This is a genomic window from Frigidibacter sp. MR17.24 (assembly GCF_037095655.1).
In the GTDB taxonomy this organism is placed as follows: Bacteria; Pseudomonadota; Alphaproteobacteria; order Rhodobacterales; family Rhodobacteraceae; genus Frigidibacter.
Window position 1 is genome coordinate 849,858 of the sequence record NZ_JBAWKE010000002.1, and the last position, 17,614, is coordinate 867,471.

Annotated in this window: 17 protein-coding genes; 7 read left to right on the top strand and 10 right to left on the bottom strand. The window is 68.9% G+C overall.

The window, feature by feature from the left end; genetic code table 11:
• Positions 1-95 precede the first annotated feature (95 nt).
• Entirely contained in the window at positions 96-974 is an 879-nt protein-coding gene (locus V8J39_RS11390; protein WP_336460998.1) for a ribokinase, read from the bottom strand.
• Positions 975-1,045: 71 nt separating this feature from the next.
• Positions 1,046-3,310: an NADP-dependent malic enzyme gene (locus V8J39_RS11395; RefSeq protein ID WP_336460999.1), complete on the bottom strand. Its 2,265-nt coding sequence runs from the start codon at positions 3,308-3,310 to the stop codon at positions 1,046-1,048.
• Positions 3,311-3,507: 197 nt separating this feature from the next.
• Here V8J39_RS11395 and mutS point away from each other — a divergent pair, with 197 nt between their 5' ends.
• Positions 3,508-6,162 (top strand): DNA mismatch repair protein MutS, encoded by a 2,655-nt coding sequence (gene mutS, locus V8J39_RS11400; protein ID WP_336461000.1) that lies wholly within the window; start codon positions 3,508-3,510, stop codon positions 6,160-6,162.
• Here the strand turns inward: mutS and V8J39_RS11405 are convergent.
• Positions 6,132-6,671: a hypothetical protein gene (locus V8J39_RS11405; RefSeq protein WP_336461001.1), complete on the bottom strand. Its 540-nt coding sequence runs from the start codon at positions 6,669-6,671 to the stop codon at positions 6,132-6,134. The genes mutS and V8J39_RS11405 overlap by 31 nt on opposite strands.
• A 25-nt stretch (positions 6,672-6,696) precedes the next feature.
• Between V8J39_RS11405 and V8J39_RS11410 the strand changes: the two genes are divergently transcribed.
• A complete protein-coding gene (locus V8J39_RS11410; protein ID WP_336461002.1) occupies positions 6,697-7,023 on the top strand; it encodes a hypothetical protein in 327 nt (108 codons plus the stop codon).
• Between the two features lie 57 nt (positions 7,024-7,080).
• Here the strand turns inward: V8J39_RS11410 and V8J39_RS11415 are convergent, their stop codons facing one another.
• On the bottom strand, positions 7,081-7,635 hold the full coding sequence (locus V8J39_RS11415; protein WP_336461003.1) for a nucleotide exchange factor GrpE: 555 nt from the start codon (positions 7,633-7,635) through the stop codon (positions 7,081-7,083).
• Between the two features lie 29 nt (positions 7,636-7,664).
• Positions 7,665-8,723 (bottom strand): heat-inducible transcriptional repressor HrcA, encoded by a 1,059-nt coding sequence (gene hrcA / locus V8J39_RS11420; RefSeq protein ID WP_336461207.1) that lies wholly within the window; start codon positions 8,721-8,723, stop codon positions 7,665-7,667.
• A gap of 123 nt (positions 8,724-8,846) precedes the next feature.
• Here hrcA and rph point away from each other — a divergent pair, with 123 nt between their 5' ends.
• The 5 genes from rph to V8J39_RS11445 are packed head-to-tail and all read left to right on the top strand — an operon-like array spanning position 8,847 to position 12,060.
• Complete coding sequence (rph, locus tag V8J39_RS11425; protein ID WP_336461004.1) at positions 8,847-9,557, top strand: ribonuclease PH; 711 nt, start codon at positions 8,847-8,849, stop codon at positions 9,555-9,557.
• Positions 9,557-10,165 carry an RdgB/HAM1 family non-canonical purine NTP pyrophosphatase gene (gene rdgB, locus V8J39_RS11430; RefSeq protein ID WP_442902580.1) on the top strand — a complete coding sequence of 203 codons (609 nt, stop codon included), beginning with the start codon at positions 9,557-9,559 and terminating at the stop codon, positions 10,163-10,165. Before rph ends, rdgB begins: the two co-directional genes overlap by 1 nt.
• Positions 10,162-10,542, top strand: a complete 381-nt coding sequence (locus V8J39_RS11435) for a RidA family protein (protein WP_336461006.1) — start codon at positions 10,162-10,164, stop codon at positions 10,540-10,542. Before rdgB ends, V8J39_RS11435 begins: the two co-directional genes overlap by 4 nt.
• A 5-nt stretch (positions 10,543-10,547) precedes the next feature.
• Positions 10,548-11,693 (top strand): radical SAM family heme chaperone HemW, encoded by a 1,146-nt coding sequence (gene hemW, locus V8J39_RS11440; RefSeq protein ID WP_336461007.1) that lies wholly within the window; start codon positions 10,548-10,550, stop codon positions 11,691-11,693.
• Between the two features lies 1 nt (position 11,694).
• Positions 11,695-12,060, top strand: a complete 366-nt coding sequence (locus V8J39_RS11445) for a YbaN family protein (protein ID WP_336461008.1) — start codon at positions 11,695-11,697, stop codon at positions 12,058-12,060.
• A gap of 49 nt (positions 12,061-12,109) precedes the next feature.
• On the opposite strand, the gene V8J39_RS11450 is transcribed toward V8J39_RS11445, so the two are convergent.
• Genes V8J39_RS11450 through mnmE form a run of 5 tightly spaced genes read right to left on the bottom strand, consistent with a single transcriptional unit; the run spans position 12,110 to position 17,614 of the window.
• Entirely contained in the window at positions 12,110-12,979 is an 870-nt protein-coding gene (locus V8J39_RS11450; RefSeq protein WP_336461009.1) for a ParB/RepB/Spo0J family partition protein, read from the bottom strand.
• Between the two features lie 47 nt (positions 12,980-13,026).
• Positions 13,027-13,827 carry a ParA family protein gene (locus tag V8J39_RS11455; protein WP_336461010.1) on the bottom strand — a complete coding sequence of 267 codons (801 nt, stop codon included), beginning with the start codon at positions 13,825-13,827 and terminating at the stop codon, positions 13,027-13,029.
• Positions 13,820-14,434: a 16S rRNA (guanine(527)-N(7))-methyltransferase RsmG gene (gene rsmG, locus V8J39_RS11460; protein ID WP_336461011.1), complete on the bottom strand. Its 615-nt coding sequence runs from the start codon at positions 14,432-14,434 to the stop codon at positions 13,820-13,822. Before rsmG ends, V8J39_RS11455 begins: the two co-directional genes overlap by 8 nt.
• Before the next feature lies 1 nt (position 14,435).
• Positions 14,436-16,310, bottom strand: coding sequence for a tRNA uridine-5-carboxymethylaminomethyl(34) synthesis enzyme MnmG (gene mnmG, locus V8J39_RS11465; protein WP_336461012.1), 1,875 nt, complete (start codon positions 16,308-16,310; stop codon positions 14,436-14,438).
• A 29-nt stretch (positions 16,311-16,339) separates the two neighbouring features.
• Positions 16,340-17,614: a tRNA uridine-5-carboxymethylaminomethyl(34) synthesis GTPase MnmE gene (mnmE, locus tag V8J39_RS11470; RefSeq protein ID WP_336461013.1), complete on the bottom strand. Its 1,275-nt coding sequence runs from the start codon at positions 17,612-17,614 to the stop codon at positions 16,340-16,342.

Sequence of the window (17,614 nt, forward strand, 5' to 3'; positions counted from 1 at the left end):
TGTTCGCGGTCCTGTCCCGGCCCCGCCCAGCCGGGTGGCGTCCCGGGGCCAGACTAGCGGCCGCCGCGGCGGCCGCCAGACCCGATGCGCGGCGATCAGCCGTGGCGGGCGAGGAAGTCCGCGATCTCGTCGCGCGAGGGCATCGCGTCGCCGGCACCCGGGCGCGTGACCTGGATCGCCGCGGCCGCCGCCGCCTCGCGCAGGGCCGCGGCCGGTGTCTCGCCCCGATCGCGCGCCGCGGCGAAGACACCGGCGAAGCAGTCCCCCGCCCCGGTGGTATCGACCGGCGTCACCCGGAACGCGGGCTGGTGCAGGCGGGTGCCGGTCGCGGTCTCGATCCATTCGGCGCCCGCGCTGCCGCGCGTCACCAGAAGTTCGGGCACCGGCACCTCCTCCAGCCCGCAGCCGAGCGCCCGCGTCAGCTCGGCCGCCTCGCCGGCATTGAGCGCGAGGACCGAGACATGCGGCAACACCGCGCGCACCGCACCAAGCTCGAACGGCGCCGCGGAATACATGACCCGCAGCCCGCGCGCCCCCGCCGCCGCCGCAGCCTCGGCCTGGTACGCGGTCTCGTTCTGCAGCAGCAGCGTATCCCCCGCGGCGGCCGCCGCCAGCGGCCCGAACACCTCGGGCCCGGCGGCCCAGTTCGCACCCCTGAGGATGACGATCACGTTCTCGGCGGCCGCATCGACGTAGATGTTGGCATGCCCGGTCGGCGCCGCGGTGCGCAGCACCTTGTCGACCGTCACCCCGGCGGCCGCCATCCGCTCAAGCGTCCAAGCGCCATCCGCCCCGACCGCGCCCAGGTGCACGACCTGCGCGCCGGCGCGCGCCGCCGCCACCGACTGGTTCGCGCCCTTGCCCCCAAGGCCCATGCTGTGGGCCGTGGCCGTCAGCGTCTCTCCCGGCGCGGGCAGGTGCGGCACCGCATAGACATGGTCGATGTTGATCGACCCAAGGTTCCAGATCGCCACGCAGGGCCCTTTCTCGACTTTGTGCAAATATCCGCGGGGGGTCCGGGGGGCGGCAGCCCCCCGGCGTCCCGTCACTTCGCCTGCCCGATCCGGCAGGCCGCGATCGCTGCCATATTCAGGATGTCATTCACCGTCGACACGGTCGAGCAGATCTGGACCGGCTTCTCGACGCCGACGAGGATCGGCCCGATCACCGTCGCCCCGGCCATCTCCTGCATCAGCTTGACCGAGATCGAGGCCGAGTGACGCGCCGGCACCACCAGCACGTTGGCCGGGCCCGACAGGCGGCAGAACGGGTACATCGCCTGCTGCTCGGGGTTCAGCGCGACGTCGACGGTCATCTCGCCATCGTATTCGAAATCGACCCCGCGCCGGTCGAGCACCCGCGGCGCCTCGAGCATCTTGGTCGCGCGCTCCGACACCGGGTGCCCGAAGGTCGAGAAGCTGACGAAGGCCACCCGCGGATCGAGGCCGAGCCCCCGCGCCACCTTGGCCCCGGCCTCGGCGATGTCGGCAAGGTCCGCGGCCTCGGGCCACTCCTGCACCAGCGTGTCGCCGATCAGCACGATCCGCCCGCGATGCAGCAGCGCGGTGATGCCGACGGCATGGGCCGCGGCATCGGCATCGAAGACGTGGTTGATCAGCTCGAGCACATGCGCCGACTTGCGCGTGGCGCCGGTCAGCATCGCGTCGCCGTGACCATGCGCCAGCATCAGCGCCGCGAAGACATGGCGGTCGCGCGCGGCCAGGCGGTGGATGTCCTGCGCGTCGAACCCCTTGCGCTGCAGCCGGTCGTAGAGGAAGGCCTTGTAGGTCTCGAAATGGCGGGTGTTGGCGGCGTTCACCACCTCGATCTCGCGCCAGGCGTCGCCAAGGCCCGCCTCCTCAAGCTTCTGCTTCACGTCGGCCTCGCGCCCGACGACGATCGCGCGGCCCATGCCGCCGCGCGTCCAGGCCACCGCCGCGCGCAGCACGCGCGGATCGTCGCCCTCGGCGAAGATCATCCGGCTCTGCGCCGCGCGGGCGCGGGCGTGGATCGCCTGCAGGATCGAGGCGGTCGGGTCCATCCGCGCCCGCAGGCTCTGCGTGTAGCCGTCCATGTCGATGATCGGACGGCGGGCGACGCCGGTGTCCATCCCCGCCTTCGCGACGGCGGGCGGCACGGTGTAGATCAGCCGCGGGTCGAAGGGCGTGGGAATGATGTAGTCGCGCCCGAACGACAGCTTGCGGCCATAGGCCACCGCGACCTCGTCGGGCACGTCCTCGCGCGCCAGCGCCGCCAGCGCCTGGGCGCAGGCGATCTTCATCTCGTCGTTGATCGCGCGGGCATGGATGTCGAGCGCGCCGCGGAACAGGTAGGGGAAGCCCAGGACGTTGTTGACCTGGTTGGGATAGTCCGACCGCCCGGTGGCGACGATCGCATCCGGGCGCACCTCGTGCGCCTCCTCGGGCGTGATCTCGGGATCGGGATTGGCCATGGCGAAGATGACCGGGTTGTCGGCCATCGCGCGCACCATCTCCTGCGTCACCGCGCCCTTGGCCGACACGCCCAGGAACACGTCGGCGCCGCGCATCGCCTCTTCCAGCGTGCGCGCCTCGGTGCGCGCGGCATGGGCCGACTTCCACTGGTTCATCCCCTCGGTGCGGCCTTGGTAGATGACACCCTTGGTGTCGCACATGATGCAGTTGTCATGCTTGGCACCCATCGACTTCAGCAGTTCGAGACAGGCGATGCCGGCCGCGCCGGCGCCGTTCAGCACGATCTTCACATCGCCGATCTTCTTGCCCGTCATCTCCAGCGCGTTGATCAGCCCCGCGGCGCAGATCACCGCCGTCCCGTGCTGGTCGTCGTGGAAGACGGGGATGTCCATCTCCTCCTTCAGCCGCTGCTCGATGATGAAGCACTCGGGCGCCTTGATGTCCTCGAGGTTAATGCCGCCGAAGGTCGGCTCCATCAGCTTGACCGCGCGGATGATCTCTTCGGGGTCCTCCGACGCCAGCTCGATGTCGATGGCGTTGACGTCGGCGAAGCGTTTGAACAGCACCGCCTTGCCCTCCATCACCGGCTTCGACGCGAGCGCACCGAGGTTCCCAAGCCCCAGGATCGCTGTCCCGTTCGAGATCACCGCGACCATGTTGCCCTTGACGGTATAGTCATAGGCCGTCTCGGGGTTCTTCGCGATCGCCTCGACCGGCACGGCGACGCCGGGGCTGTAGGCCAGGCTCAGGTCGCGCTGGGTCGCCATCGGCGTCGAGGCGACGATGTCGTATTTCCCGGGCGTCGGCTCCAGGTGATAGGCCAGCGCCTCTTCGGGGGTGATACGGGTCTTCGACATACCGGGCCTCGGGGTTCATGCAAGCCCGGGCTGCTTACCCAGAAACCCCCCGTCCGACAACGAAATCTCCCGCCGCGCCGCAGCACCCTTTCGCATTGGTCCAAATATCCCGGGGGCGCGGGGGCGGCGCCCCCGCCCTTTCGTCCCTCCGCCCGCTGGGCTAGGGTCCGGCCTCGACCGAGACCAAGGGGTGCGAAGTGGCCGACGGAACCGTCACGCCGATGATGGCGCAGTATCTGCAGATCAAGGCCGCGAACGAGGGCGCGCTGCTGTTCTACCGGATGGGCGACTTCTACGAGATGTTCTTCGACGATGCCGTCGCGGCCTCGGCGGCGCTCGACATCTCGCTGACCAAGCGCGGCCAGCACCTGGGCCAGGACATCCCGATGTGCGGCGTGCCCGTCCACGCGGCCGAGGCCTACCTGCTGACCTTGATCCGCAAGGGCTTCCGCGTCGCCATCGCCGAGCAGATGGAGGACCCGGCCGAGGCGAAGAAGCGCGGCTCGAAATCCGTCGTCGCCCGCGACGTCGTGCGGCTGGTCACGCCGGGCACGCTGACCGAGGAAAGCCTGCTGGATGCCCGCCGCGCGAACTGGCTCTGCGCCTGGGCCGAGGTCCGCGACGAGGCGGCGCTTGCCTGGTGCGACATCTCGACGGGCGAGCTGCGCGTCACCCCCTGCCCGCTCATGCGCCTCGCGCCCGAGCTTGCCCGCCTTGCCCCGCGCGAACTCCTGGTCAGCGAGGCGCGCGAGGCCGATTGCGCCGAGATCGTCTCTGATTTCGGCCTCTCGCTCACGCCGCTTGCGCGCGCGAGCTTTGACAGCACCGGGGCCGAGCGGCGGCTGTGCGCGCTCTACGGGGTCGAGACGCTCGAGGCCTTCGGCAGCTTCGAGCGCGCCGAGCTGGCGGCGCTTGGCGGCATCGTCGACTATCTCGAACTCACCCAGCGCGGCCGCCTGCCGCTCCTGCGCCCGCCGGCGCGCGAGGCCGCCGGCGCCGCGATGCAGATCGACGCCGCGACCCGGCGCAACCTCGAGCTGACGCAGGCGCTGTCGGGCGGGCGCGAAGGCTCGCTGCTGTCGGCGATCGACCGCACCGTCACCGCCGCGGGCGCGCGGCTTCTGGAGCGCCGGATCTCGGCGCCCTCGCGCGACCTGGCAGAGGTGCGCGACCGGCTGTCCGCCGTCGGTTTCCTGCTGGAACAGGGTCGGTTCCGCGAGGATCTGCGCGACGGGATGCGCCGGGTGCCCGATATGGACCGGGCGCTGTCGCGCCTCGCGCTCGATCGCGGCGGCCCGCGCGACCTCGCGGCGATCCGCGCCGGGCTGGCCGAGGCCGCGCAGATCGCCGACCTGCTTGGGCGCGACGCGGTGCCCGAGCGGCTGGCGCGCGCCGCGGGCGACCTGTCGGGCCATGACGCGCTGCTGGCGCTGCTGGACGCGGCCCTGGTGGCCGAGCCGCCGCTTTTGGCCCGCGACGGCGGCTTCATCGCCAGCGGCTACCAGCCCGAGCTGGACGAGACCCGCGCCCTGCGCGACGAGGGTCGCGGCGTGATCGCGCGGATGCAGGGCGACTACATCGCCCAGACCGGCGTGCAGTCGCTGAAGATCAAGCACAACAACGTGCTGGGCTATTTCATCGAGACGACGGCGACCCATGCCGAGAAGATGCTGTCGGCCCCGCTGAACGAGACCTTCATCCACCGCCAGACCACCGCGAACCAGGTCCGGTTCACCACCGTCGAGCTGTCGTCGCTGGAAACCCGGATCCTGAACGCGGCCAATCACGCGCTCGAGATCGAGAAACGGCTCTATGACGGCCTGAAAGGCTCTGTTCTGGTCGAGGCGGCGCGGATCGGCGCCGCGGCGCGGGCGCTGGCCGAGATCGACCTGTCCGCCGCCTTCGCCGAGCTGTCGGCGACCGAGGGCTGGTGCGAGCCGCAGATCGACGCGAGCCGCGCCTTCGAGATCGAGGCCGGGCGCCACCCGGTCGTGGAGCGCGCGCTCTCGCGCTCGGGCACGCCCTTCGTCGCCAACGACTGCGCCCTGACCAGCGGCGAGACCCCGGCGATCTGGCTGATCACCGGGCCGAACATGGCCGGCAAATCGACCTTCCTGCGCCAGAACGCGCTGATCGCGCTTCTGGCGCAGGCGGGCAGCCACGTGCCGGCGGCCTCGGCCCGCATCGGCCTCGTCAGCCAGTTGTTCAGCCGCGTCGGCGCCGCCGACGACCTCGCACGCGGGCGATCGACCTTCATGGTCGAGATGGTCGAGACGGCGGCGATCCTCAATCAGGCCGACGACCGCGCGCTGGTGATCCTTGACGAGATCGGCCGCGGCACCGCGACCTATGACGGTCTGTCGATCGCCTGGGCGGTGATGGAACACCTGCACGGCCAGAACCGGTGCCGGGCGCTGTTCGCGACGCATTACCACGAGATGACCGCGCTGTCGGCGAAGCTTGACGGGGTCGAGAACGCGACGGTCTCGGTCAAGGAATGGGAAGGCGAGGTGATCTTCCTGCACGAGGTGCGGCGCGGCGCGGCCGATCGCAGCTATGGCGTGCAGGTGGCGCGGCTCGCGGGCCTGCCGCCGGCGGTGATCGACCGCGCCAAGGTGGTGCTGGACGCGCTGGAGAAGGGCGAACGCGAGGGGGGCGGGCGCAAGGCCGCGGTGATCGACGACCTGCCGCTATTCTCGGCACTGCAGGCGCCGCCGATCCCTGCCCCGGTGGCCGCGCCCGCGGGCCCCTCGGCGGCCGAGGCGCATCTGGCGGGCCTGCATCCCGACGAGATGACCCCGCGCGAGGCGCTGACCGAGCTTTACAGGCTGAAGGAGCTGCTGGCGCGATAGCCGGCGGCCGCGCGAGCGGCGAGCGGGTCGAGCGGCGCCGCCTCGCGCTCGCGCGCGCGCATCATCCGCATCTGACGATCGGCCGCCTGCCGCACCGCCCCGGCGAATTCCGCATCCGTCCAGCGCCCGCGCGCGGCCTGCGCCAGCCGGGCCGCCCGCGCCTTGTCGACCCGCCCGCTGGCCAGCGCGTCGGCCGCCAGCGCGTTCAGCCCGCTCAGGATCTCGGCATCCGTCAGTGCCGCGGCCGGCTCGGGCTCCTGCGCGGCCCTGGCCGCGGCCCTCGGGTCCGCCCGGGTTTCGGCACGCGAGTCGGGCCTTGGCGCGCCGGCCGGCGGCCGGGGCTTGCGCGCCTCTGCCGCGCGGCGACCGAAGAGGGTTGCGAACAGGGACATCGGGACGGGCAGCCTCGTGAGGACTTTGCTGAAAATCCTCTTAATCCCGACCCACGCCAAGCGCAGCAGAAAGATGAACAGACGGTTAACGCTTCGCGTGACAAACTGCAGCCGCATGAGTCCCCCTCACCGGAGTACGAGTATGGCAAAACTGAACCTGGCCCCGCGGGCCCTGTCGCAATCGATCCTTCCGTGGTTCCAGAATGCGACCTTCTCGGTCTTCAACATCGTCGTCGGCCAGACACCGCGCCCCGATGTCGAGGACCGCGTGCTGGATGACGTCGGCAGCTATGGCCGCCAAATCGGGCGGATCGGCGACGCGCTTGCGGTGATGCTGCGTCTGTTGGACACGCTTCAGCGCGAGGGACGGCTGACGGGGTCGCTTGCCCTGACGCCCGAGGACGAAAAGGCGCTGTGGGCCCTGCGGCTGCAGCTGGCCGCGGTCGAGGCGGTGAAGAAGCAGGCCTGACGCGAAACGGCCGCCCCGGGGGGCGGCCGTTTCATGTGAAACAGGGGCGGTCCGGGATCAGGACTTCGGCGTCGAGCTGACGCCGACCTGCGCCGGACGCAGCAGGCGATCGTGCAGCATGAAGCCTTCGGCCATCACCTGGATGATGTCGCCGGCCTTGGTGTTCGGCACCGGCGCCTCGAACATCGCCTGATGGATGTTGGGATCGAAGGTGTCGCCGACCTGCGGCATCACCGCCTCGAGCCCGTGCTTCGAGAACACCTTGACCAGCTCGCGCAGCGTCAGCTCGACCCCTTCGATCAGCGGGGCGGCGGCGGCCCGCTCGGTCTCGCCGGCATGGTCCAGCGCGCGGCGCAGCGAATCGTAGACCGGCAGCAGGTCGCGCGCGAGCTTCGAGCCGCCGTACTGCTCCGCCTCGCGGCGGTCGCGGTCGGCGCGCTTGCGCGAATTCTCGGCATCCGCCAGCGCGCGCATGAAGCGGTCGCGCAGCTCGTCGCGCTCGGCGACCAGCGCCTCGTAATCCGCCGATGCGGCGTCCAGACCCGCCTCGTCGGCCGGTTCGGTGATCTGTGCCTGATCCTCGAGGATCTCGTCTTTTTTCGTATCGCTCATTTCTCAACCCTTGCCCCGGCGGTGCGACCCTACCGTTCCGACAGAAGCCGCCCCACCAGTTGCGCCGTGTAATCGACGATCGGAACGATGCGGCCATAGTTGAGCCGCGTCGGACCGATCACGCCGATGGCGCCGATGATCTTACGGTCAGCGTTCATATAGGGAGAGACCACCAGAGAGGAACCCGAAAGTGAGAAAAGCTTGTTTTCGGAGCCGATGAAGATGCGCACCCCGTCGCCGCCCTCGGCCAGTTCCAGGAAATCGACGATGTCGCGCTTGCGCTCGAGGTCGTCGAAGAGCGTGCGCACCCGCGCAAGCTCGGCCGCCTCGGCCGCGCCGATCAGGTTCGACCGCCCGCGCACGATCAGCCGCTCATAGGTTTCGCCCGTGTCCTGCCACAGCGCCAGCCCGCTCTCGACCAGATCCTGCGCCAGCCGGTCCAGCTCCTGGCGGTGCGCGGCGATCTCGCGCGCGAGGTCGCGGCTGAGATCTGTGAGCGTCTTGCCCTCGGCCACAGCGTTGAGGAAATTCGCCGCCTCGCGCATCGAGGACGGCGTCTGGCCGACCGGCGGGCGGAACACCCGGTTCTCGACATGGCCGTCGGCGAACACCAGCACCACCAGCGCGCGGTCGGGCGCGAGCGAGACGAATTCGATATGCCGGATCGGCGCCTCGCGCTTGGGGGCCAGCACGAGGCTCGCCCCCTGGGTCAGCCCCGACAGCGCCGAGCCGACCCGGTCGAGCAGGGTGCCGACATCGCGCTCGTTCGTGCCAAGCGTCGCGTCCAGCGCCTCGCGGTCCTGGCTCGCGACGGTCGACACCTCCATCAGCCCGTCGACGAACATCCGCAGGCCCAGCTGCGTCGGCACCCGGCCGGCCGAAACATGCGGGCTGTCCAGCAGCCCGAGGTATTCCAGATCCTGCATCACGTTGCGGATCGTCGCGGCCGAGACCTTCTCGGTCATCGAGCGCGTCAGCGTGCGCGATCCCACCGGCTCGCCGGTATCGAGATAGCCTTCGACCACCCGGCGAAACACCTCGCGCGAGCGCTCGTTCATCTCTGACAGAAGCTTGGAGCCTTCGTTCATCTCACGACCCATCACGGGGACCGATCCTGCCGCGTTCCGCGCTGCACCGCAACAGGGACCCGGGCTTGCATCGCCCCCGCCCAGCCCTCTAATGGGCCCCGATTGCGAGGAAAGGACGGACACATGCGCCCCTCTGGCCGAAAGCTAAGCGAGATGCGCCCGATTTCAATCGAGACCGGGATCACGAAACATGCCGAGGGCTCGTGCCTGATCAAGGTCGGCGACACGCACGTGCTGTGCACCGCCACCGTCGAGGAAAAGGCGCCCTCGTTCCTCAAGGGTACCGGGCTGGGCTGGGTGACCGCCGAATACGGCATGCTGCCGCGCGCGACCCACAGCCGGAACCGGCGCGAAAGCGCCGCCGGCAAGCAGTCGGGCCGCACGCAGGAGATCCAGCGCCTGATCGGGCGATCCTTGCGCGCCGGCATCGACCGGGTGGCGCTTGGCGAGAAGCAGATCGTCGTCGACTGCGACGTGATCCAGGCCGATGGCGGCACCCGCTGCGCCTCGATCACCGGCGGATGGGTCGCGCTGCGGCTGGCGGTGAACAAGATGCTGAAGGCGGGCGTGCTGAAGACCGACCCGATCGTCGACCACGTCGCCGCCGTCAGCTGCGGCATCTACGGCGGCCAGCCGATCCTCGACCTCGACTATCTCGAAGACAGCGAGGCCGGGACCGACGGCAACTTCATCCTGACCGGCGCGAAGAAGCTGGTCGAGGTGCAGATGTCGGCCGAGGGCGCCACGTTCAGCCGCGACGAGATGACCCAGCTTCTCGACCTGGCCGAGGCCGGCACCGACGTGCTGGTGGCGGCGCAGAAGGCCGCGCTGTGATGGCGCGTTTCACGGGAAACAGGCTTCTGGTCGCGACCCACAACGCCGGCAAGCTCGAAGAGATGGTCGAGCTGCTGGCCCCGTTCGGGATCGAGGTCGTCGGCGCCAAGGCGATGAACCTTCCCGAGCCCGAAGAGACCGGCACCACCTTCGTCGAGAATGCCCGGATCAAGGCCCATGCCGCCGCGAAGGCCACGGGACTGCCGGCGCTGTCGGATGACAGCGGGATCGAGGTCGACTGCCTCGACGGCGCGCCCGGGGTCTACACCGCCGACTGGGCCGAGACCCCCTCGGGGCGCGATTTCGTCATGGCGATGGAAAAGACCTGGGCCGCCTGCGACGCGGTCTCGGCCCCCCTGCCCCGGACGGGCCGCTTCCGCTCGACGCTGGTGCTGGCCTTCCCGGACGGCAGCGACGAGGTGTTCGAGGGCCGCGCCGAGGGCCAGCTGGTCTGGCCGATGCGCGGCACGCAGGGCCACGGCTATGACCCGATGTTCCAGCCCGACGGCGAAAGCCGGACCTTCGCCGAGATGAGCCACGAGGAAAAGAACCGCATCAGCCACCGGGCCGATGCCTTCCGCAAATTCGTCAAAGGATGCTTCGAATGACCGCCAAACTGATCTCGTCCGGGTCCGCCTTCGAAAAGACCATGGGCTACAGCCGCGCCGTGGTGAAGGGCGACTTCTGCTTCGTCTCCGGCACCACCGGCTATGACTATGCCACGATGACCATGCCCGACAGCGTCGCCGATCAGGCGGACAACTGCTTCAAGACCATCTCGGGCGCGCTGGAACAGGGCGGCTTCACCCTCGCCGACGTGGTGCGCGTTCAGTACACCATCGCCGACGCGGCGCTGGTCGACACCGTCGTGCCGGTGCTGGGCAAATGGCTGGCCGAGATCCGCCCGGCGGCGACGATGGTCGTGGCGCCGCTGATCAAGCCCGAGATGCTGATCGAGATCGAAGTCACGGCGCTGAAGGGCTGAGACGGATGGAGGACTGGCAGAACGGCGGTTTCGGTCTTTACCTGCACTGGCCGTTCTGCGCCTCCAAGTGCCCGTACTGCGATTTCAACTCGCACGTCTCGGCCCAGATCGACCAGCAGCGCTGGAAAAGGGCCTATTTGAGCGAAATCGAGCGGCTGGGCCGCGAGACCGGCCCCCGCGTTCTTGATACCGTGTTCTTCGGCGGCGGCACGCCCAGCCTGATGGACCCGGAGCTTGTCGCCGCGATCATCGACAAGATCCGGGCAACCTGGCCGATGCGCAACGACGTCGAGATCACGCTGGAAGCCAACCCCGGGTCGATCGAGGCCGGGCGCTTCCGCGGGTATCGCGATGCGGGCGTCAACAGGGTCTCGATGGGCCTTCAGGCTCTGAACGATGCCGATCTGAAGCGGCTCGGGCGGCTGCATTCGGTGGCCGAGGCGCGGGCCGCCTTCGACATCGCCCGGTCCACCTTCGACCGCGTCAGCTTCGACATGATCTATGCACGGCAGGACCAGACGCCCGAGGCCTGGTCTCGGGAACTGCGCGAGGCGATCGCGATGGCGGTCGATCACCTGTCGCTCTACCAGCTGACGATCGAGGACGGCACCGCCTTCGGCGCCCGCCACGCCGCCGGGGGCCTGCGCGGCCTGCCCGACGAAGACAATGCCGCCGACATGTACCACCTGACGCAGGACATCTGTGACGCGGCGGGCATGCCGGCCTACGAGATTTCCAACCACGCCCGCGACGGCGCCGAAAGCCGGCACAATCGCATCTACTGGTCGGCCGGCGACTGGGGCGGCATCGGCCCCGGTGCCCACGGCCGCCTGACCCTTGGCGGCACCCGGACCGCGACCGAGACCGAGACCGCGCCGCTGAAATGGCTTCTCGCCGCCGAGCGCGGTTCGGGGGAAACCCTGAGGGAGCCGGTGGCGTTGTCCGACCAGGGCGCCGAATACCTGATGATGGGCCTGCGACTGACCGAGGGGCTGAGCCTCGCACGTCTGGGGCAGATGACCACGCTGGATGCGGCCAAGGTGAAAGGGCTGACCGAGTTGGACATGATCGAGATCGACGGCGACCGGCTGCGCGCGACGCGCGGCGGCCGCGCGGTGCTGAATGCCGTCATCCGCGAGCTGATGGCCTGACATGGCGCAGGCCGTGCGGATCTTCTGGGCGACGCTCGGATCGCTGGCGCTGGCGCTCGCCGTGATGGGCGTGGTCCTGCCGCTGATGCCGACCGTGCCCTTCGCGCTTCTCGCCGCGTTCTGCTTCGCGCGGTCGTCGCGGCGGGTCCACGACTGGATCCTGAACCACCGTCACCTCGGGCCGCCGATCCGCAACTGGCAGGAACGCCGGGCGATCGGGCGGCGGGCCAAGTGGCTCGCCACCGCGTCCTTCTTCGGCTCTGTCGGCATCGCCACCGTTATGGCGCTGCCCCCTGTCGCGATCGCGGCGCAGGCGCTGTGCCTGGCCTGCTGCGCGGCCTTCATCTGGTCGCGGCCCGATGCCTGAGCACGCCGCCTGAACACGCCGCCTGAGCGCACTTCCGGGCCGTCGCGCCTTAGCGCGACAGCATCCGGCACAGCTCGTCGAGCTGCTCGAGATCCTTGTACCCGATGGTCAGCGACCCCGACCCGTCCGCCCGGAAATCAATCGAGACCTTCATTCCCAGCGTCGCCGAGAGATCGCCCTCGAGCACGCGGGTATCGGCATCCTTTTCGACGGCACGCGGCCGCGGCGGCGCCTTGGGGGCCGCATCGGGATCCGCCGGCTTCACCAGCTTTTCCGTCTCGCGCACCGACAGGCCGCGGTCGATCACCTGCTGGGCAAGCCCGGCGGCATTGTCGGTCGTGATCAGCGCCCGGGCGTGGCCGGCCGACAGCCGCCCCTCGCGCAGGTGATCCAGCACTTCGTCGGGCAGGGTCAGCAGGCGCAGCAGGTTCGCGATGTGGCTGCGGCTTTTCGACAGCGCCTCGGCCAGCTTCTCCTGCGTATGCCCGAACCGGTCCATCAGCTGGCGATAGGCCATCGCCTCTTCGACCGCGTTCAGGTCGGCGCGCTGGATGTTCTCGATGATCGCGACTTCCAGCACCTCGGTGTCCGAGAAATCGCGGACGATGACCGGCAGGTCATGCACCTGGGCCATCTGCGCGGCGCGCCACCGACGCTCGCCGGCGACGATCTCGTAGGTGCCGCCGTCGCGCTCGCGCACGATCAGCGGCTGGATCACGCCCTTTTCGCGGATCGAGTCCGACAGTTCCTGCAACGCCTCGGGGGTGAACCGCCGGCGGGGCTGGTCGGGGTTCGGCACGATCTTCTCGACCGGAACGCGCAGGTCGGCGCGGCGCGGCTGTTCGACCGTCGGTGCGGGCCCCACGTCGGCCATCAGCGCCGAGAGACCGCGACCCAGTCCGCGTTTCTTGTCCATCATCCTGCCCTGCCCCTCATTTTGTAGTGTGATTTGCCGAATCTACCAGATCATGCCGGAACGGCAGTGCGACCCAGCAATTCCTTCGCCAGCGCGCGATAGGCCTGGCTGCCCTTGGACTGCGGGTCATAGGCAAGGACCGGAACCGCGAAGGACGGCGCCTCGGACACGCGGACATTGCGCGGCACCACCGTCTGGAACACCAGCTCACCCAGCGTGTCGCGGGCATCCTGCTCGACCTGAAGCGACAGGTTGTTGCGCGCATCATGCATCGTCAGCAGCACGCCGTCGATCCGCAGATCAGGGTTCGCGCTTGCCCGCACTTCGCGGATCGTCAGCATCAGCTGCGACAGCCCTTCCAGAGCGAAGAACTCGGCCTGAAGCGGCACCAGCACCGCGTCGGCGGCGACCATCGCGTTGATGGTCAGCAGGCTCAGCGACGGCGGGCAATCGATCAGCACGAATTCGAAGGCGAAGCGGTCGATCTCGACCTGCCGCAGCGCATCGCGCAGCAGGAAGCTGCGCTTTTCATTTGCCATCATCTCGATATCGGCCGAGGACAGGTCCGTCGTCGCCGGGCAGATCCAGACGTTGTCGGTCTGCGTCTCGCGGATCACCTTTTCCAGCGGCGCGTCGTCGATGATCAGGTCATAGGTGGTCAGCGCCCGATCGTCGACGCCATAGCCGGTCGAGGCATTGCCCTGCGGATCAAGATCGACGATCAGAACGCGATGCCCCGCCTCGGCCAGCGCCGCGGCCAGGTTGATCGCCGTCGTGGTCTTGCCCACCCCGCCCTTCTGGTTCGCGATGGCGATGATGCGAGGAGCCGGGGGACGCGAGAGGTCAGACACGACGGATGCCTTTCAGTTGCAGGACGGCGGCGGCAGGATCGGTGATACTCGGCCGGATCTGAAGATCGAATGACCAATCGCGCCGCGCCTCTTCAAGCTCGGCCTGATGGCTGGCTCCCTTCGGGAACAGCGCGGTGCCGTCGGCTGCCAGATGGCGCTCGGCAAAGCCAAGCAAGGCCGGCAGGGCCGCCAGCGCGCGCGCCGACAGCACATCCGCTGCGAGCGGGGGGACCTTCTCGATCCGGTCCGGGATCACCACGGTGCCCAAGCCAAGATCGCGGGCCGCCGTGGCAAGGAACGCGGCCTTGCGCATGTCGGATTCCACCAGGGTCACAGACAGGTCGGGCTTCAGTTCCGCTGCGAGGATGGCCACGACCAGGCCGGGAAAGCCGCCACCTGCCCCAAGATCGGCCCAATGATGCGCGCCATCGGGGCAAAGGCCGAAAACCTGCGCGGAATCGCGGATGTGGCGATCTTCCAGCGTGTCCAGCGTCGCCTTGGAGACGAGGTTGATCGCAGGATTCCACTTCCGCACCAACGCGGCATAGCGGGCGAGACGGTCGGATGTTTCACGTGAAACATCCACAAGCACATTGAGATCATCCATCTCAGCCCGCCTGCCGCAGGCGATCCATCTGCCGCAGTCTGGCGAGGATCAAGGTCAAGGCGGCCGGGGTCATGCCGTCAATGCGCCCGGCCTGCGCCAGGCTCGACGGACGGACGCGGGCCAATTTGGCCTTGAGTTCGTTCGACAGGCCACCGAGGTCGTCGTAGATGAAGTGATCCGGAATCCGGATATCCTCGTCCCGCCGCAGCGCCGCGACATCGATTCGCTGGCGCTCGATGTAGTTGGCGTACAGCGCGTCGCGGCCAAGCTGGTCGCGAATATCAGGCTCGATGTCCGTGATGCCGGGAATAGCCGGCTCGAGTTGGTCGAAGGTCACGCCTTCGAAGGCGAGCAACTGCAACCCGTCGCGCCGCTGGCCGTCCTGGCCCACCTTGATCCCGAGCGCCGCTGCCTCCCCCGGGCTGAGGCGCACCTGCGACAGAACCCCCCTGCCCTGCTCGATCTTCTCCATCTTCTCGGCGAAGACCCGGGCACGCTGCTCGCCAACACATCCCAAGGCGAGGCCCAGCGGCGTCAGGCGTTGATCCGCATTGTCGGCCCGCAGGCTCAGCCGGAACTCGGCGCGCGAGGTGAACATGCGATAGGGCTCTGACACACCACGGGTGGTGAGGTCGTCGATCATCACCCCAATATAGCTGTCAGACCGCGAGAAGGTCGCCGGAGCGCGGCCCTGCACCAGCAACGCGGCGTTCAGGCCGGCAACCAGCCCTTGAGCCGCCGCTTCCTCGTACCCCGTCGTGCCATTGATCTGCCCGGCAAGGAACAGCCCCGGAAGGGCCGCGCAATGCAGCGTCAGATCCAGCGCGCGCGGATCGACGTAATCGTATTCGATCGCGTAGCCGGGCTGGGTGATCACCACATCCTCAAGCCCGCGCATCGACCGGACATAGGCTTCCTGCACATCGGCCGGCAGCGAAGTCGAGATTCCGTTCGGATAGATGGTCGGATCGTCCAAGCCCTCGGGCTCCAGGAACACCTGATGCGACGACTTGTCGGCAAACCGAACCACCTTGTCCTCGATCGAGGGGCAATAGCGCGGGCCCACACCCTCGATGTGCCCGCCGTACATCGCCGAGCGACCGAGATTGTCGCGGATGATCTGATGCGTGTGGTCATTCGTGTGGGTGATGCCGCAGGAAATCTGCCGAACCAGCGGCGCGCGGTTCAGGAAGCTGAACACCACCGGGTCCTCGTCTCCCGGCTGTTCCTCGAGCACGGACCAGTCGATGCTGCGCCCGTCCAGCCGCGGCGGCGTGCCGGTCTTCAACCGGCCGACCGGCAGATCAAGGCCCCGGATCCGCTGCGCGAGCGGGATCGAGGGCCGGTCGCCCATCCGGCCGCCCGAGCTGCGCTGATCGCCGATATGGATCACGCCATTGAGGAAGGTTCCAGAGGTCAGAACGACGGCGCGCGCCGGGATCTCTGACCCGTCTGCCAACAGCACGCCAGCGATCCTGCCGGCCTGCAGCAGGAAATCGGCAACCTCGCCCTCGATGACCGACAGGTTGGGGCGATTGGCAAATTCCTCGGCCATCGCAAGACGATAGAGCTTCCGATCGGCCTGCGCCCGCGGGCCCTGCACGGCGGGGCCCTTGCGACGGTTCAGCAAGCGGTACTGGATCCCCGCCTTGTCGGCGACGCGGCCCATGACGCCATCCAGCGCATCGATTTCGCGCACGAGATGGCCCTTGCCGAGCCCCCCGATCGCCGGATTGCAGGACATCACGCCCAGATCGCCGCGGCGAAGCGTGATCAGCGCGGTTTCCGCACCGGCCCGGGCCGAGGCCTGTGCGGCTTCGGCGCCAGCATGGCCACCGCCGACGATGATGACGTCAAAATGTTTCACGTGAAACATCCCCCTCGATTCGCCTGCCGAACCTGCGCCTACTTGCCTATGCAGAAAGACGCAAAGATTTCACCCAGAAGATGCTCCACATCCACGCGACCGACGAGCGAGTCAAGCGCGCGGATTGCACGGCGAAGATCTTCGGCTGCCAACTCTGCCGCCTCTGCCCCGTTCCTTACAGCAAGCGCGGCCGATTCAATAGCCTCGATCGCCAGGGCAATTGCCAGCCGATGCCGCTCTCGCGTGACCAAAGCCGCGTCGCCGGCGCGCGCCTCCAGCAGCGCGGTGACCTTCGCCACAAGCTCGGAAACCCCTGCCCCGGTCTTGCCGGACACGCCGCCGCCGCCATCCGCCTTGCCGCGGATCACGATATCCTGATCGACGGGATCGATGCCCGGCGGCAGCCCGTCGTCGGACACGAGGAAAATCCGAAGGTCTGCCGCCGCCGCCCGATCGATCGCGCGGCGCACGCCGATCGCTTCCACCACGTCCTCGGTTTCGCGCAGGCCCGCGGTATCCAGCAGTGTCACCGCCAGACCGGCAAGGTCCATCCTGACCTCGATCACGTCGCGCGTGGTTCCCGCGACCTCCGAGGTGATCGCCGCCTCGCGACCGGCAAGCCGGTTCAGCAGCGTCGACTTGCCGGCATTCGGAAGCCCGACGATCGCGACCTCGAAGCCGTCGCGGATCCGCTCGGCCATCGCGGCGCCCGCAACCTCGCGCCGAAGATCGGCAAGCATGCCGTCGAGCAGCGACAAGACCTCGGGCGACACGTCGACCGGCACGTCCTCGTCGGCGAAATCGATGGTCGCTTCGATCAGCGCCGCCGCACGGATCAGCCGCGCGCGCCACTCCTCTGTCCGTGCGCCGATCGCGCCCGACAGCACGCGGAAGGCCTGCCGCCGTTGCGCCTCGGTCTCGGCATCGATCAGGTCGGCAAGGCCCTCGACCTGCGCCAGGTCGAGGCAGCCATTTTCCAGCGCCCGACGGGTGAATTCCCCGGCCTCGGCCAGGCGCAGGCCCGGCCGGCGCGACAATGCCTGAAGCACCGCATTCACCGTGGCGATCGATCCATGCAGGTGCAGCTCTGCGCTGGCCTCACCGGTAAAGCTGCTGCCGGCGGCGAAGGTCAGCACCAGCGCCTGGTCCAGCACCAGTTCACCGTCGCGCAGGGTCCGCAACGAGGATCGGCGCGGTTCGGGAACCGCGCCGGCAAGGTGGTGAACCGTGGCGAAAGCCTCGGGGCCGGAGATGCGGATGACCGCCACCCCGGCCCGGCCACGCGCCGAGGCCAGGGCGTAGATCGTATCCAT